The sequence below is a fragment of the Ferrimonas senticii DSM 18821 genome (genome assembly GCF_000422665.1).
Taxonomy (GTDB): Bacteria; Pseudomonadota; Gammaproteobacteria; order Enterobacterales; family Shewanellaceae; genus Ferrimonas; species Ferrimonas senticii.
The window spans coordinates 302,207-318,668 of sequence record NZ_AUGM01000004.1 but is presented as its reverse complement, the minus strand read 5'-3'; the positions used below and the strand labels follow the sequence as shown (position 1 = coordinate 318,668).

The following is a 16,462-nucleotide window of genomic DNA, read 5'->3' as shown; positions in this document are numbered from 1 at the left end:
TTAGGCTCCTTTGATGTCAGTGGTCAGAGTTTTTGCCAGTACGAAGCCCATCGCCAGGCCTTCCAAGCAAGCGCAAGAGCTCAGACGGGTCGAGCCGTGAACACCGCCTGCGGCTTCGCCGGTGGCGTACAGGTTAGCGATTGGCTGGAAGTCTTTGGAGCTCAGTACGCGAGCGTCGTTATCGGTTTTCAGACCGCCCATGCAGTAGTGCACTTTTGGCCAGATCCGCGAGGCAACGAACGGTGGCTTAAGGATCTCAGCAGAGTCCATTTCACGACCAAATTCTGGATCTTTCTGGGTTTTAACGAAGCCGTTAAAGCGTTCTACGGTGGCTTTCAATTCGGCCGCTGGGATGTTGAAGCGGGCGGCCAACTCATCCAGCGAGTTGAAGGTCCATGCCATCTCGTCACGTACTGAACGCACTACGCGCTCGTCGTCTTTGTATGGGTTGTAGTTGAAGAACACCACTGGGTACGCCGGAGAGTTGTCTTCGTGACGCTCTTTGGCCATCGCGGTAGCACAGGTCAAACGGTCAGCACGTTCGTTCATGATGCGCTTACCGGTGTTTACCGAAACGCCGATGCCTTTGTGCCAGCCGATGGACAGCAGGGCGTTCGACCAGCCAAAGCCGCCTTCATCTGGGGAGCCCCAGTGACCGGATTGGATCAGGTTCATGTGTACTGGCATGGCGCCGTTGTTCATTGCAGTCAGGGTCACCTCACCGGTGGCGCCCAACTGGTTGGTGCAATCGAAGGTTGGATCCAGTGCTGGATCAACGATGGCACACAGCTCTTTGTTGCGAGCAAAGCCGCCGGAGCAGATCACCACACCGTGGGTCGCTTTGATGCGCACAATGTGACCGGTTTTTTCGTTCGGGAAGCGGTAGCCTTTCTTAACGATAACGCCTTCGATCTTGCTGCCTTTGTCGGTGGTGGTCATGACAAAGTCTTCGACTTTGTGCTGCAGGCGGTATTCAACGCCCTCTTTCATGCCCACTTCGTACAGACGCTGGGTGATGCCGCCGCCGGTGCCTTCCACTACGCGGATAGCGCGGGCTTTGGTGTGGCCACCAACCAGTTGGTTGAAGCCTTCACGGAATTTAACCCCAGAATCGACACACAGCTGGTAGGAGTCCAGCGCGTGATCAGCAATCTTTTGCAGCAGGGCTGGGTTGGCTAGGCCACGACCGGCAGCGATCTGATCCGCTACCAGTACTTCTGGGCTGTCGTCGTTGATGCCTTGGGCCAGCTGGATTGGGTTGCGTGGAACCGCAAACCAGCCGCCGTTGATGGCGGAGTTGCCACCGATAACCTGCATTTTGTCCAGTACGACAACTTTGTTGATGCCGGCGCGCTTGGCGTTAATCGCCGCGGATTGGCCAGCGAAGCCAGAACCGATGATGATTAAGTCTACGGTTTCGTCCCAAGTGTTTGGATCGGCTTGAGTTTCGGCCGCCATTACTGGCAATGCCATGGTGCCGGCAACGCCGACGCCCATCTTTTTGATGAAGTCTCTACGAGTGGTCATGATCTATACCCTGCTGTAATAGGTGCAGGGCTAAAGTAATCAATTCCAAACTGTGCTGTTGTGGCGGGCGTGCAAAAGAAGATTGTTGTTTCAGTCACGTTCGGCCTAGGCGTGGGTGACTTAAGCGCAGTAAAGTTTTTTTGAAACCGGCAAAACTGTGGGGTAAATCACCAGTTGCTTGGCATTAGCGCTAAACGTGCCGTTAGCAAGCCCGCATCTAACTCAAAAATATTCTTTTTTTAGCGCTATGCAAAAACACTCAACAAGGATCAGCGGGGCTATAACAATGGCGTTAATTCAACCCCAAAAGAGATCCGTTCAGAGCGGTGGTTGTAGTCCAACAGGTTTTCACCATAGCCCCAGTAACCTTGAACATGCCCGCGCAGTTTACCGGTGAGTGGAAATGACCAGCCAAGTTCTAATCCCCCTTGGTGCTCGCGCAGGTTGCCACGAGTGCGCAGGCTGAAGTTGTGGTCATCACGGTTGTAGATCGCAAATAACTCGCCATAGCCCATAAAGTCGGTGATATCTGGATTGTCATCGCCCTCAGCCGGTGGCGGGGTGTTAGGATCACCATCGTCAATTTTGGCGTCCTCGGGTAACCGATACCAAGCGCGGCCGCCGAGCACCCAGCGGTTGTAACTAAAGGCGCTAGTGGCAATCAGCCGATTCCAACTGCGAGAGGCCTCGCCGCTGCGGCCGTTGGATTGATGATTGAGCGACAGCGACAACAGATCCCATTGCCAGTCGCCAAATTGATAGTCATTCAGTTTGTGGATCCACACCAATTCAGGCATGTGGTTGGTGTCGCGAAACGGCGCCGAAACCTTACCGTTATAGGCTTGCCACCAACTTTGGTTGGTGTAAGCGATGTATAAGCCGCTGTCATCGCCAAACCAGTCGGGGGTAATTGGTACCTTAAAGCTAAATTGGGCTTTTACCTCCCAGGGTTGGATCCCCTCGGGACCATATTCCCAGGTCGCTTGGTTGGGGTTGTTGTTGTAACTGGCCAGCAGCACATAGTTGTTGTGGTAGGCGCTTAAGCCGAAGCGATTGTTGTCGATCTGTTTTTCGGCGGCGCGGCGGCGGTCAATCTCTTGCGCGGCGCTGACGGCGACCGGTTGCCGTTCAAGCGGTTGCTCAGTGAGCGACTGACAGCGCTGTTTTAACTCGGCCAGAGTCTGACTTTGATCGCCATGCAGCAGTTGCTGTTCGATACAGGCCATGTTGATGCTGGCAGTGAGCAGTAGCAGCGAACTCATCGTCTGGGGTACTCCATTACTAGGGCGTGTTGACCTTTGCCGTATATTTTTGCGCCCATTATTGGCTACTTTTGAAAGCAAATTGAACTTTGCTGGTTTGTTTTGCTGATCCGTGGCCACGGAGGGGCGCCTTGCAGGGGCGGACTAGCAGCTGTCACTCTTCGTCATACGATTTCGACGTAGAGCCCTGATTTTGATTTCAGAGGAGAGGGACTTCAATCGCAATCCTCGATTGACAGCCGCTATCCTCGACCAAATTCTGAACACCAAACATCAACACGCCCTAACAGTTGCAGCGCCAAGCATAGCGGCTCGCTTGCCGATATTGGCGGGTTGATCGTGACTTTAGAGTGATCATAGGATTTTGGCTTGTGATCTTGGTCAAGCAACTGATGTTTGCCAATTTTGCAGCCGCTAAATTACTGAATAACGATTGTCGCTACGACAACGCCCAAATACACTGCCACAAGATCAACGTTGATGACATGGTGGCAGTAAATGAAGCAAGTAATGGCAGTGGGGCTGATGCTCTGTGGTTTGGTGATGGCCGGGTGTAGCAGCACCACCAATGTCACCGAACTGCCCACTGTTACTGCCGCCGAGCCGTTGCAAGCCTTGGTTACGCAACTGGCGCAGCGTCAACAACAAGCGCAGCAGCGTTTGCAGCAGAGCGAACTGGCGTGGTTTGCCCCAAAGCAGCTTGAGCAGGCAACGGACGCGCTGGCGGAGGCTGGTAAACACTTTGCCAAAATCGCCGCAGATCCGACCCAACTGCACCAAAGCATTGGCGTTTTTAGTCGCCGCAGTCGCTATCAGGCCTGTCTGGATGGGCTTAGTGATGCTGAACTGGCCTTGGATAAGGCAGAACAAGTTCGCCATGACAGTGTGCAGTTATTGGCACCGGCGTTCGCCAATCGCGAGGTGTTGCAATCGTTGGCAACCCCAGAACACTATCCCGATGAATACCAAGCGCTTGAGCGTGAACTGCGGCGGTTGGTGGCGCTGATTGCCGATGACCGCAGCGAACGGGCGCAACGGCAGATGACAGAGCTGTTACCACAGCAAGTGCGACTGGAAACCGATACCGTGCGGCTGTTGTACCTGCGCCCGCAACAGGCGGCGGTGTATGATCTGGAAGAGATTGATATTGATGATGCAGCGCCGCTGTCCTTCGCCGTTGCTCAAGCACGCCTGTTTGCCTTAGAGCAGCTTATCGAACAGCAGCCACGGCAGATTGATAGCATTAAATTGCTGGTTCAGCAGGTCACGGTAGAGGCTAATCATACCAAGCAGATTGGGGCCACGGTGCAGCAGCTGCAACAAGCGGATGAACGGCAGTTAGAGGGGTACCTGTTAAGCATTGAACAACTGCTGACCCAGTTGGCTGGCCAACTGGCGCAAACCTCGCAGCAGCAACTAACGGTGACTGAACAGCTAAAGCTGCTGGTAAACCAGCATGCTCAAGCAACGGCAGCCGCCGCCCAAGTGACCGTTAAGGCAGTACCCGTATCCGCGACCGGGGTGGTTGCAGGCAGTGTCCGTTAACGGCGGGCTGGCTTGACCTGTTGTGGTGGCGTTTTTCGGTAATCTAGGCCAAGGCGAACGCGAGAGCGCTTTGAGATGAATAAGGCAGTGTGCTAATCGATGATTGAGTTTGAATGGGGAAGCGTGGGCTGGAAACAAGCATTGCTGCACGGGTGGCAGTTGTTATTCGAGCATAAATTGTTACTCAGCGTGCTGCTGATCGGCGTAGCGTTGATGGCGCGCAAAGTGATCCTGTCGCGGATCCGTGGCGATGCGATGTTCCTGTCAGAGGATCAGCGCAATTGGATCTCGCGCACCAAGAACGTCAGTTTTACCTTGGTGGCACTGAGCATCTTCCTGTTATGGAAATCTGAAATCAGCGAATTTGCGTTGTCGGTCGCGGCGGTCGCGGTGGCACTGGTGGTGGCCTCGAAGGAGATCATCCTCTGTTTTACCGGCTCGATTCAACGGGCCAGTTCGCGTTCTTTTCGGATTGGTGATTGGATTGAGGTTGGCCATAACTGCGGTGAAGTGCTAGAGCACACGCTGATGGCAACAGTGGTGCAAGAGATCGATCTGCACCATGGTCAATACCATTTCACCGGTAAGACCATCACCTTGCCCAACAGTTTGTTTTTCACCTATCCGGTGAAAAACCTTAATTTTATGAAGCGCTATGTTTACCACGATTTCTTTATTGTGGTCGCTAAGTTCAACAACCTTTACCCACTGTTACCGGAACTTCGGCAACGTATCGACGGTCACTGTGAAGACTTTATCGAGGTCGCTCGCCGCTATAACGGCGTTATTGAGAAACACGCAGGGGTTGACCTACCCGGCCCAGATCCGCACATTCACATCAGCAGTCGCGATACAGGTGAGCAGATCTTGCACGTGATGTTGTTCTGCCCAACCGAACAAGCCAACCATCTGGAACAACTGATCCGCGCAGACTTTATGCAGATCTACGGTGACGCTTACCCGCAGCAGTAAGCGTTAAACCGTTCAAATAGGGCGCCGCTGGTTTGCACCAGGGCGCCTTTTTTGTGGTTTCGCAGGGCGAATACTCGGCAACTTTCAGGCTTGTGAGTTGTGTCACAAGTGGTATTTTATGGATATTTTTGTGTGCAAATTGATATTTTGTGCTGTTTGATTGTGTTTTTTAGCGTGAAATTCCAAGGTGATTTTTGCGCGAGCCAGCGGATGTCACACGACGGTCAATTTTTCGGCCACTTTCATCAATAAATTCATGGCAGTAGACTGAGCCGCAGTTTCCGCTGATGGCCCATGGTCTATGTCTAAATACTCTCTCTCCACTCAGATCTTCGTCGGTTTGTTTGCCGGCTTGCTGCTTGGCTTTTTAATGCGTGGCGGCATCGCCGATGGTGGTGCCTTGGCAACCACTGGGGTCGCCATTGCCAGTACCGTGGGCAGCATGTTCGTTAATCTGATCATGTTGTTGGTTGTGCCATTGGTGTTCTGTTCGATTGTCGCTGGTATGACCCAACTGCCAAGCGCCAAAGCGTTTGGCCGCTTGGGCGGAAAAACTTTTGCACTGTATATCGCTAATACCCTGTTCGCCATCACTGTAGCGATGGTGGTGGCGCTGATTGTCCAGCCGGGGGTAGGAGCCAATCTGCCGCAACTAGCGGCGACCGCCATCGAACGCACTGAACTGCCAAATTTTGGCGAGTTGGTGGCCAATATCATCCCTCGCAATCCAGTGCAGGCATTTGCTGACGGCGATATGCTGCAGATCATCTTTATGGCGCTGCTGCTGGGTTTCATCATCAAAAAGCTGGGCAGCCAGATGGATGGTGTCGGTCGGGCGTTTGCCAAAGCCAACACCATTATGATGGCGCTGATCACGCTAGTGATGCGTGCTGCACCAATCGGGGTGTTTGCGCTGATGGTTAAATTGGGCGCCACCTTGGATGCCACCACGTTCTCAGCGGTGTTGGGTTACATCAGTCTGATTGTGGTGCTGCTGGTAGTGTGGATGGTGGTGGTTTACCCGGTGTTGATCGGCCTGTTTACCGACATTAGCGCTAAACAGTTCCGTGAAAAGACTCGCGAGCAGATGCTGTTTGCCTTCTCATGTGCCAGCTCCAACGCCACCATTCCAGTGACTCTGCGTACCTTGACCGATAAGTTGGGGGTTAATCCTGCGACCGCCGGCTTTGGGGTACCACTGGGGGCGACCATGAATATGTGTGGGGTATCCATTTACGTCACCATCGCCGCCTTCTTCTTGGCTAATGCGTTTGGTACACCAATCACCACCGAACAGCTGCCAGCACTGATTGCCATTGTGTTTATGCTGTCAGTTGGCGCCGGTGGGGTACCGGGCGGCGGTGCGGTTGTTATTGGGGTACTGATCCACCAGATGGGTTTACCGGTGGAAACCGCTTTTGCGCTGGTGATTGCCGTCGACCGGATTATCGATATGTTTGTGACCGCGGCTAACGTGGTTGGCGATACCGCGGTGGTGACCTTGGTCGATCGCACCGAGCCAGCGGTTGCGACCGCCGAGGCTGCGGATACCGGCGTTGCGGTCGAAACCCGCTGAACCTGCGCTTTGGTTAACCTTTATCAAACCTCGCTTCGGCGAGGTTTTTTGTTTGTTATACAAAAATAAAAATCCATTAATTTAATAACTTAGGCAGTGATATTGGACTACGCTTAGAAGACTGGTGGTTTCCAAGGGAGTAGCGAAAATGGCAACGACAAACGACGCAAGTCCACAAACAAGTCGCGGTTGGGTACAGGGCAAAGTGGTTGAGCGGATTGATTGGAATCCGCGGTTATTTAGCCTAAAAGTCAGTGCTGATACCGATCCTTTTGTCGCCGGTCAATTTGGCAAGTTGGCACTGGAACAACAGGGCGAGCGGGTGCAACGGGCCTACTCATTTGTTAATCCACCAGAGCAGGACACCCTTGAGTTTTTGGCGGTGACGGTTGAAGAGGGCGAGTTGTCGCCGCGTCTGCAAGATTTAAGCCCCGGTGATGAAGTGATGGTGGCAACCCGCCCTAACGGATTTTTAACCCTAGATGAGGTGCCCGCCGGGCGAGAGCTATGGATGTTTGCCACCGGCACCGCAGTGGGGCCATTCCTGTCGATTTTGCAAAGTGAAGATTGCTGGGAGCGCTACGAAACCTTTGTGTTGGTCTACGCGGTGCGCCATAGCGACGATCTCGCTTATCTGCCATTGATTGAAGCACTGCTGGCAAAACACCCACAGCAATTACGCTTTGTGCCAATTGTCAGTCGCGATGACGACCCAAACGCGTTGAAAGGGCGGATCCCAGAACTGTTGAAGTCTGGCGTAATTCAACAGCGTGCGGATGTGCCAATAGCGCCGGCTCGCAGTCAAACCATGATCTGCGGCAACCCTGAGATGATCCGCGATACCGTCGAGGTGTTGGAAGAGATGGGGCTGCGCAAAAACCTGCGTCGGACCCCCGGGCAAATCACTGTTGAAAAGTATTGGTAAGGGTTAGAGCAGTCGTTAGTTATCAGTTGTTAGTAGGGCTGGAGCAGTCGTTAGTTATTAGTTGTTAGTAGGGCTAGAGCAGTCGTTAGTTGTTAGTAAAGGCAAGAGCAATAGCTTGCAGATCTCGGAAACCTGGAAGCAACATGCCAACTGCCAACTGCCAACTGCCAACTGCCAACTGCCAACTGCCAACTGCCAACTGCCAACTGCCAACTGCCAACTGCCAACTGCCAACTGCCAACTGCTAACTGCTAACCGCTATTTCCGCACAAACTGCTGGTTGCTGCTTTGATAGTGAAATCCGGCGTCGGCTAAGCGCTGCTCTAGCTCAAGGCTGTTTAGCTCTAATTCGGCGGCGAGATCCGCTAAGTTGTGACCATCGTGACGCAGTCGCTCGTTGATGATCCCCACTAAAATGGCTGGCTGCAGTTTATTGGCATCTAAGATATTCATCGCGGTGACTCAGTTACCTTCCCACTAGCAAGAATAGCTAGCAAAAGACCCGCTGAAGCGGGTCTTTGTCGTTTGCACAGCAGTTGGTGGTAAACCGTTACTTTGTTAACCGGCAAAAGCGGTTACTGCTTTTCCATCAGCGGGTAAGGGCGCTCTAGCAGCTCCGCCGTGTGTTCACCCAGCATAAATTCTGGCGCTTCTGGCAACTCTTTGGTCATCACCGCGGTCAATAGCAGGCGTTCGCCATCGCTGGCTTTAGCGATAATGGTGCCGGCACGGCGCCAGTTGTCACCCAGCTTCAGTTGCAGATCGTCACCATCTGCATCAACGCTGGTAGCCAGGGTGTACAACGCCCGCTTGTTGCCGCCACGGAAGTACATTCGGGCAACAGTTTCTTGGCCAATGTAACAGCCTTTGTTGTAGGCGATGCCACCAATGGCATCAAGGTTGACCATCTGCGGTACCAGTTCGCTGCTGTGCTCGGCTTCAAACCATGGGCGCGCCGCCGCCAGTTCAGAGGCGATAAACTGTTGTTCGTCACCTTGAGCCAGTGCCGCCAGCGAGGCTGGCAACTCGGCACCTTGTGGGAGCACGATAATGGCACGGTCACCGTCGATAAGCGCCAACGCCTGATCCTGTTGTTTGAGGTTGTCGTCACCAGGCCAATCGGCAATGGCGGCGTTATCAGTCAAGCCAAACAGTTGCAGTTCGGCTGAGGCATCAACCAGATCGATTTTGTTGAAAACCGCGTATTTGCTTAACGCTGGCAGATCCAGCTCCAGCAGTGATTTGGGCATCAACAGCAACAGTTGCTCGGCCTGTTTTAGCAGTCGAAACGCGGCAATCATCTTGCCTTTAGGATCGCAGTGACCGCTAAAGTTCCAGTGATTTTCTGGCTGTTTAACGATGTCGCTGGTTAGCTGACCTTGCAGATAGCTGATGCGATCAGCACCGCTGGCGCGGATCACGCCAAGGCTTGGCAGGGGAAACAGTTGGCTCATGGGCACCATTCTTGACTAATTAACTCGGGAATTAGGGTAAATCATAAGTTGCGCCGACAACAGTCACTGTGACCATCTTGGCAGTTTTAACGCCCCGGTAGACGGGCTTGAACTTTTTTCAGACGCACCAACACATCGTGCAGCAAATAGTCGCGTGGATTGCGGGTCCAGATCTGGCCAGAGCAGGGATCGTAATCATAGGGCAATAACGACAGCGTCGGCGCATAGGCATCAAAGCCGGCATCGCGAGCAACTTGGACGCAGCGGGTGATGTGGTGGCGCCATGCCACCACCAGCACTTTGCCAAGGGTGCTGGGATCAGGCACTTGCTGCGCGACCTTATCGATCACCCCTTGAGTGCTCAAATAGTTCACGGTGGCATTTTGTGGGTGGATATCGGGGTTAATCGATATCACTTGCCCTTGGTCGATGCCATCGGCGAGCGCCTCGGCAATCTCCCATTGCAGATAGGCGGGGCATTGATGCTGTCGCTGCAGTTGGATCACCAATTGCGCCAGTTGCTGATTCATCGCGCCCGCGGTGATGTTGCCGTTGGGCTGGCGCTGATAGCCAAAGGCGCAAGCGATGATGGCGCCGACTTGGCTGTCTGCTGGCAGTTGCGGGGCTTGCCAATCGAGCATGGCATCGTAAAACGCCGCTGCCAACTGCGGCGCTAACAGAGGATCGTCGTGGCTGCCTTGCAGTTGCTGCTGCAAGTGTTCGGCCATCAGCTTTATCAGATCCTCACGACTCATTGGCTATGATCCTCGGCTAAGGTCCTTGGCTAGGGCGTGTTGACCTTTGGTGTGCAGAATTTGGTCGAGGATAGCGGCTGTCAATCGAGGATTGCGATTGAAGACATAGTGGCTCTACGTCGAAATCGTATGACGAAGAGTGACAGTTGCTAGTCCGACCCTGCAAGGCGCCCCTCAATGACCATGGAACAGCAAAACAAACCGGGCAAGTTCAATTTGCTTTCAAAAGTAGCCAATAATGGGCGCAAAAATATACGGCAAAGGCCTACACGCCCTACTTATAGCGGCGGCGATTATAGATGTACTCTGGCAATACTCGGCTTATCCATGCGGCTAAGCGCCAGCGGCCGGTGACATAGACCGTATGGCGACCGCGCTGCAATGCCTTGAGCGATTGTTTGCTGATCTTATCTAACGGTGCTGCCCACAGGCCGCCGCCGCGTCCTTGCATCTTCTCTAAAAAGCCTAGGCGCAGATCGGTGATGGTGATCGGCAATCGCAACCGCTGGGCGTGCAGTCGCAGCCCTTGCAGGTAATTTTGCTGAAACGCTTTACTGGCGTGAAAAGCAGTTTGCGGGCCACCTCGTTCACCGGCAATCGAGGTAAAGGCGCCAATTTGACCAAACTTCTGCTCAACCATTTTTTTAAAAGCGGCGTTAGCGATGGCGGCGAAGCCTTGTACGTTAACGTCGATAATTTGCTGGTCTAGCTGCCACGGCAGTTCCAGATCCAAGCCGTTGGCGGCGGTGTTGATCAGCACCAAGGTGGCGCCATCCAACTGCTGCCACAGCTCGTTAAAGCTTTGTTGGCACTGTTTGGGATCGGTGATGTTCAATCCCACGATTATGGCTCCGGTTTGCTGTTGCAATTCGGTTAGCGCCGCCGGATCGGCGGCCATTAGACCCAGTTTGGCGCCTTGCTGATGCAGGCGGGTAGCCAGTTGCTGGGATAGGGCAGAGTTGGCGCCAACGATGATGGCACTCAGTTCGGACATAAAATGAAGCTTTTTCAACAGGGAGTACTGCGATAGTAGAAGCAAGCCTGCGCCATTACAACGTGATAAGTGGTTCGATGGTTGTGGACGTCTAGATGGCCTGATATAAGTGATGCTTACCTTTTAAGCACGGAGTGCCGCAATGCCAGTTCGAGTACCCGATGAGTTACCGGCTTCGACCCTGTTACGGGCGGAGAACATTTTTGTTATGTCAGAGCAGCGCGCCGCCGAACAGGACATTCGGCCACTTAAATTGCTGATCCTCAACTTGATGCCGAACAAGATTGAAACCGAAACCCAACTGCTGCGGCTGCTTGGTAACACGCCGCTGCAGGTGGATGTCGAACTGCTGCGGATCCATCATCGCCCATCCAAACATACTCCTTGTGATCATATGGACGCGTTTTATCGTGATTTTGAAGAGGTCAAAGATCGCAACTATGACGGTTTGATCATTACCGGGGCGCCGCTGGGCGAGTTGGAGTTTGAGGAGGTGGTTTATTGGGATGAGATCCGCACCATAATCGATTGGTCGCAACAGCACGCCACCTCGGTGTTGTTCTTATGCTGGGCGGCGCACGCGGCGCTGTATCACCTCTATCAGATCAAACGGCAGTTGCGGTCGGACAAGATTTCAGGCGTATTTCAGCATCAGCGGGTGCATCAGCATGTGCCGTTGCTGCGCGGTTTTGATGACAACTTTTGGGTGCCTCACTCGCGGTATGCCCAAGTACCGCTGGACTGGCTGTATGCCCACCCAGAGTTGCAGGTGTTGGCTCATGCCAATGAAGCGGGTGCTTATCTGGTGCTCTCGAACGACAATCGTAATCTGTTTGTTACCGGTCACCCGGAATACACCCGCACCACCTTGCAGGATGAATATCGCCGCGATTTGGCCGCCGGCTTAAACCCAGCCTTGCCGCAAAACTATTTTCCTAATGATGACGATACCGCCCAGCCGTTGGCCAACTGGCATGCCCATGGGGCGCTGCTACTCAGTAACTGGCTTAACTATTATGTCTATCAAGCGACCCCATACGATCTCAAAGCGCTTAATTGCTAGGGCGTGTTGATGTTTGGGCAAAGAAAAACGGCTGCCTCGGGCAGCCGTTATTGGTTGTGCTGACTTGTTTGGTTTAGAAGTTGTAGGCCAAACGCACGTAGTACAGACCACCGTTAATGCCGATTGGGGCGGTGGTTGGGTACTCAGAGCCAGCAACGCCAGCGTAGGGGTTGTCATCTGGGCGCTCATCCAGCAGGTTTTGTGCGCCGACGCTGGCAACCACAGTATCGGTGATGCTGTAGCTGATCTCAGCATCAACCGTCCACGCGGCGCTGCCCTCGATTGGGAAGACTTCCGAGTCGATGTGATCCTCGTAGTAACTGCCAAAATAGTTAACCCGCAGCAGGTTATCGAAAGCCCCTAAGCTGTGTTCAAAGCTCAGGCTGCCTTTGTGATGCGGCAGGTTTTCCTCCAGCAGACGCACCTTAGTTTCGCTGATGTTGTCGGGGTTGAAGCTGTCGACCTCGGTCTCGTTCCAGCCGTAAGCCAGAGAGAACTTAATGTCACCAAAGTCAGTGGTCATTGGGTAGCTGGCAACCACATCGATACCTTGGGTGGTGGTATCAAAATCGTTGGTGAAATAGCGCACCGAAGTAAAGCTGGCGGCATCGGCATAGCCGTTATCAAGCAGCTCCTGAATATCGGCGTCGGTCAGTTCAATCGGTGAAGTCTGGCTGATGCGATCATCGATGGCGATGTTGTAGTAATCGACGGTCAGATCGATGTCACCAAAGTTGGCCACTACGCCAAAGCTGTAGCTGACTGACTCTTCTGGCTCCAATGGCTTACCGCCGGTTTGTACTGCGATAGGGTTAGTTGGTGGCAGGGTCGCTTGATCTTGCAGGCCGGTCGCCGAGAACTGGGTGGTGACGTTACGCACGCTCTCTTGGCCGACGGTTGGGGCACGGAAGCCGGTGTTAACCGCCGCGCGCAGACCGAGGTTGTCGGTTAGCTCATAGATCCCAGATACTTTGAAGTTGGTGGTGGTACCAAAGGTCTCATAGTCTTCGAATCGTACCGCGGCATCCATAAATAGATCGTCGGTCAGATCGCTACCTACCTGAGCATACAGCGCGTAGTTGCCGCGGCTTTCGCTGCCCTGGGCTTCTGGCTGAAAACCCGGGAAGCCGTTCGAGCCGGTACCAAAGCCTTGCGCCGCGAGCGGGCCAATTTCGAATGAGGCTGGATCGCCGGCATAAACTTCAAAGGTCTCGTTGCGGTATTCGGCACCAAAGGCCAGATCAAAGCTATCAAATGCGTAACCGAAGTCAGCGTTGTAACCTTGTTCAATCTGCACGTATTTACCCGGGCGGAAGCTGGTTGGGGTATCTGGCCCCAGCGAGGCATTGACGGTGTTATTGATGAAGAACTCGACCTCGTTACGGCCAAGGCCCATGCTGAAGTCGTAGTTCAGGCCATTGTTGAATTCGCCGCGGACACCGGCGTACAACGACAGATCCAATACATCGCCGCCAAAGCTTGGGGTAAAGCCGCCTGGGAACAGTTCGTTAAACACAAAACAGGTGGCGCTAGCCATCGCTTGCTCTCGGGTCAAGCCATCGCAGTTGCCGCTCATGTCGTCGGTCAGATCAGCAATCAGTGGATTGCCATCGGCATCGGCAAATACGCCGCTTCGGGTTTCTGGATTACGGAAGTAAAAACCACCGATGGCGGTGCGCTCGGCATAACTGCCGAACAGGTAGGCTTCGTCGGTATCGTTCAGCTGCAGACCGGCGTTGACGAAGAATTTGTAATCGTCCTCGACCTCTGGGCTACCCCAAATCTGTGCTGGATTGGCCACCGCAGTGTTGCCTGCGGCAATCAGGCCGGCGGCGTCATCACGCTGGACACTGCGACTGGTGGGATCAACCGTGCGGTATTCGCCGCTGAAGTTGATAAAACCGTTTTCTGACAGTGGCAAGCCGATGTTACCGGCAACCGTGATGGTGTCGCCGTCGCCTTCATAGTATTGGCCATAGCGGGCTTGCAGGCTGCCGCCTTCGGCATCGTCTTTAAGCTTAAAGTTGATGACCCCTGCGATGGCATCGGAGCCATAGATCGCCGCTGCACCATCACGCAGCACTTCAACGCTATCCAGCGCAATCGTCGGAATGGTTGAGACATCCGGGGCTTGCGAACCGTCAGAAATACCACCGCCTAAAAAGGTAATGACCGCGGCGCGGTGACGACGCTTGCCGTTAACCAGAATCAAGGTGGAATCAGGAGACAGACCGCGCAAGTTGGCCGGGCGAACCAGCGTGGCGGCGTCAGAAATAGGCTGATCGTTGACATTGTAGGATGGCACGACTTTGGAGAGCATGCTGTCCATATCGGTAGCGCCTTGACGTTCAAACTCTGAGGCATCGATGATGTCGATGGGAACCGGTGAGTCATCGACGCTGCGGGGGGCGACGCGGCTACCGGTAACCGCAATTCGTTCAACATTTTCGGCTGCGGCGTCCTGTTCGGCGGCGTAACTGGAGCCGGTGCCACTGATGGCGGCGGTGATCGCCAAAGCCAGCAGCGAAGGTTTGTGTAAGCTCATCCTATTCTCCCTATCGGTCGCTTCACTTTTTATTCTGTTTACGGCTGGAAATTAGCGACAACCACTCTCGCTAGTGTTTGAACTTGCCCTAAAAAACTCGCAGTAACAATCCCCTAACATCCTGATGGTGGTTTCAATTGGGTGTTTATTCACAACTGTTGAATAGCTATTGCTTTGCGCTGTGCCCTTTGGATGGAGGGATTGGCGGTGTTTCTGATTTTTTATCCAATTAGCTTTGGTGTTTGTGTTGGTTTTGCTGGGATTTCTTGAGCAAATGGCCTGATTGTTGGTGCCCGACATTGTTCGGGTTAGTCATAAGTACGAGGTTGATCTATTTGACTTAATAGCCATTGGTTATAGCTAGAGGATCTGACTGCTAAGGTCGATAGGAGCAGTTGCAATCATCAGTACGTCATTTTGCTGGTTGATGATTGCGCGGCTTAACCCATTCGGTGACAGCATTGATGTTGTTACCAGTCGCACTTGCTATGCACGTTAGCTTTACAGTTGGTCTGGCGCGCAAGTGAGAGGTTTACGTTGCCGTAAGCGTAATCTTTGTATTAGCTTGGCAACATTGCAGTTACATCGGAGAGTAGCTATGTCAAATAATCCATCGTCGAACCCCACCGGATCCGTGGTTATCGCCGCCGTTGCCCGCACCCCAATGGGTGGCTTTCAAGGCTCCCTTAGTCAAGTGCCGACCCCTACTCTTGGGGCGACCGCCATCAAGGCCGCGCTAGAGCGTGCCAATATCGATCCAGAACAAGTCAATGAAGTCTTAATGGGCTGCGTGTTGCCTGCGGGTTTGGGGCAAGCGCCGGCCCGTCAGGCGGCATTGGGGGCAGAACTGCCATTGGCGGTAGGTGCTACCACGATTAACAAGGTCTGTGGCTCTGGCATGAAAACCGTGATGATGGCCCACGATATGATTAAAGCGCAGATGGCCAATGTGGTCGTTGCCGGCGGTATGGAGAGCATGAGTGGTGCTCCTTATCTATTGGATAAAGCTCGCGGCGGTATGCGCATGGGTCATGGCAAGGTGCTGGATCACATGTTTTTGGATGGCCTTGAAGACGCTTACAGCGGCGGGGCGATGGGCACCTTTGCCCAGAAAACCGCTGACGAATACGGCCTAACCCGTGAGCAGATGGATGACTATGCGCTGGAATCGCTACGCCGTGCCAATGCAGCGATTGAAAGTGGTGCGTTTGCCGATGAAATTGTGCCGGTCACCATCAACACGCGCAAAGGCGAAGTGACCGTTGCCGTTGATGAACAGCCGGGTAATGCCCGTCCCGATAAAATCCCGCAACTGCGTCCTGCCTTTGCCAAAGAGGGCACCATCACTGCCGCGAACTCTAGCTCTATCAGCGATGGTGCTGCCGCACTGGTGATCACCTCGGAAAGTTATGCGCAAGCCAATAACATGCCGGTATTGGCTAAAATTGCTGGCCATGCCAGTCACGCTCAGTTGCCGGCGGAGTTCACCATTGCGCCGGTCGGTGCGGTTAATAAGCTGCTTAATCAGCTAGGGTGGAGCGCAGGCGAGGTCGACTTGTATGAGCTTAATGAAGCCTTTGCGATGGTGACCATGCTGGCCATTCAAGAGCTTGGTTTGGATGCGGCCAAGGTGAATGTCCATGGCGGCGCTTGTGCTTTGGGACACCCGATTGGTTGCAGTGGCAGTCGCATCCTAGTGACGCTGTTGCATGCACTGAAACAGCGCAATCTTAAGCGCGGGGTTGCCAGTTTGTGCATCGGCGGCGGTGAGGCCACCGCGGTCGCAATTGAATTAGTTTAATGGAGTAACACGCCGCCAGTAACTTTGTTGCTGGCGGCGTTTG

14 protein-coding genes are annotated in these 16,462 nt (G+C 53.7%); 7 read left to right on the top strand and 7 right to left on the bottom strand.

Translation table 11 applies throughout. From position 1 onward, the window contains the following. Complete coding sequence (locus tag G506_RS0105100; RefSeq protein ID WP_028115925.1) at nucleotides 1–1,527, bottom strand: flavocytochrome c; 1,527 nt, start codon at nucleotides 1,525–1,527, stop codon at nucleotides 1–3. Nucleotides 1,528–1,805: 278 nt separating this feature from the next. After that, complete coding sequence (locus tag G506_RS18875; RefSeq protein WP_051201913.1) at nucleotides 1,806–2,789, bottom strand: phospholipase A; 984 nt, start codon at nucleotides 2,787–2,789, stop codon at nucleotides 1,806–1,808. Between the two features lie 371 nt (nucleotides 2,790–3,160). Here G506_RS18875 and G506_RS21015 point away from each other — a divergent pair, with 371 nt between their 5' ends. The 5 genes from G506_RS21015 to G506_RS0105070 all read left to right on the top strand — a co-directional run bounded on the left by G506_RS21015 (nucleotide 3,161) and on the right by G506_RS0105070 (nucleotide 7,807). Then, complete coding sequence (locus tag G506_RS21015; protein ID WP_028115924.1) at nucleotides 3,161–3,346, top strand: hypothetical protein; 186 nt, start codon at nucleotides 3,161–3,163, stop codon at nucleotides 3,344–3,346. Beyond that, on the top strand, nucleotides 3,288–4,334 hold the full coding sequence (locus G506_RS0105085) for a hypothetical protein (protein ID WP_156904800.1): 1,047 nt from the start codon (nucleotides 3,288–3,290) through the stop codon (nucleotides 4,332–4,334). Before G506_RS21015 ends, G506_RS0105085 begins: the two co-directional genes overlap by 59 nt. A 99-nt stretch (nucleotides 4,335–4,433) precedes the next feature. Beyond that, entirely contained in the window at nucleotides 4,434–5,306 is an 873-nt protein-coding gene (locus G506_RS0105080; protein ID WP_051201912.1) for a mechanosensitive ion channel family protein, read from the top strand. Nucleotides 5,307–5,607: 301 nt separating this feature from the next. Next, entirely contained in the window at nucleotides 5,608–6,882 is a 1,275-nt protein-coding gene (locus G506_RS0105075; RefSeq protein WP_028115921.1) for a dicarboxylate/amino acid:cation symporter, read from the top strand. A gap of 148 nt (nucleotides 6,883–7,030) precedes the next feature. Beyond that, nucleotides 7,031–7,807: a ferredoxin--NADP reductase gene (locus G506_RS0105070; protein WP_051201911.1), complete on the top strand. Its 777-nt coding sequence runs from the start codon at nucleotides 7,031–7,033 to the stop codon at nucleotides 7,805–7,807. A gap of 258 nt (nucleotides 7,808–8,065) precedes the next feature. Here the strand turns inward: G506_RS0105070 and G506_RS0105060 are convergent, their stop codons facing one another. From G506_RS0105060 to G506_RS0105045, 4 genes are all read right to left on the bottom strand, one after another. Next, complete coding sequence (locus G506_RS0105060; RefSeq protein ID WP_028115919.1) at nucleotides 8,066–8,260, bottom strand: DUF4250 family protein; 195 nt, start codon at nucleotides 8,258–8,260, stop codon at nucleotides 8,066–8,068. A gap of 122 nt (nucleotides 8,261–8,382) precedes the next feature. Continuing rightward, a complete protein-coding gene (gene ygfZ / locus G506_RS18870) occupies nucleotides 8,383–9,261 on the bottom strand; it encodes a CAF17-like 4Fe-4S cluster assembly/insertion protein YgfZ (RefSeq protein ID WP_051201910.1) in 879 nt (292 codons plus the stop codon). Nucleotides 9,262–9,347: 86 nt separating this feature from the next. Further along, on the bottom strand, nucleotides 9,348–10,016 hold the full coding sequence (locus G506_RS18865) for a hypothetical protein (RefSeq protein ID WP_051201909.1): 669 nt from the start codon (nucleotides 10,014–10,016) through the stop codon (nucleotides 9,348–9,350). A gap of 274 nt (nucleotides 10,017–10,290) precedes the next feature. Next, the gene (locus G506_RS0105045) at nucleotides 10,291–11,010 is read right to left on the bottom strand and encodes an SDR family NAD(P)-dependent oxidoreductase (RefSeq protein ID WP_028115918.1); all 720 of its coding nucleotides are present in this window, start codon (nucleotides 11,008–11,010) and stop codon (nucleotides 10,291–10,293) included. Between the two features lie 142 nt (nucleotides 11,011–11,152). On the opposite strand from G506_RS0105045, the gene metA reads away from it, so the two are divergent. Then, nucleotides 11,153–12,073 (top strand): homoserine O-acetyltransferase MetA, encoded by a 921-nt coding sequence (gene metA, locus G506_RS0105040; protein ID WP_028115917.1) that lies wholly within the window; start codon nucleotides 11,153–11,155, stop codon nucleotides 12,071–12,073. A gap of 73 nt (nucleotides 12,074–12,146) precedes the next feature. On the opposite strand, the gene G506_RS0105035 is transcribed toward metA, so the two are convergent. Then, the gene (locus G506_RS0105035; RefSeq protein ID WP_028115916.1) at nucleotides 12,147–14,618 is read right to left on the bottom strand and encodes a TonB-dependent receptor plug domain-containing protein; all 2,472 of its coding nucleotides are present in this window, start codon (nucleotides 14,616–14,618) and stop codon (nucleotides 12,147–12,149) included. Nucleotides 14,619–15,216: 598 nt separating this feature from the next. Here G506_RS0105035 and G506_RS0105030 point away from each other — a divergent pair. Further along, entirely contained in the window at nucleotides 15,217–16,419 is a 1,203-nt protein-coding gene (locus G506_RS0105030; protein ID WP_051201908.1) for a thiolase family protein, read from the top strand. Nucleotides 16,420–16,462: the final 43 nt, after the last annotated feature.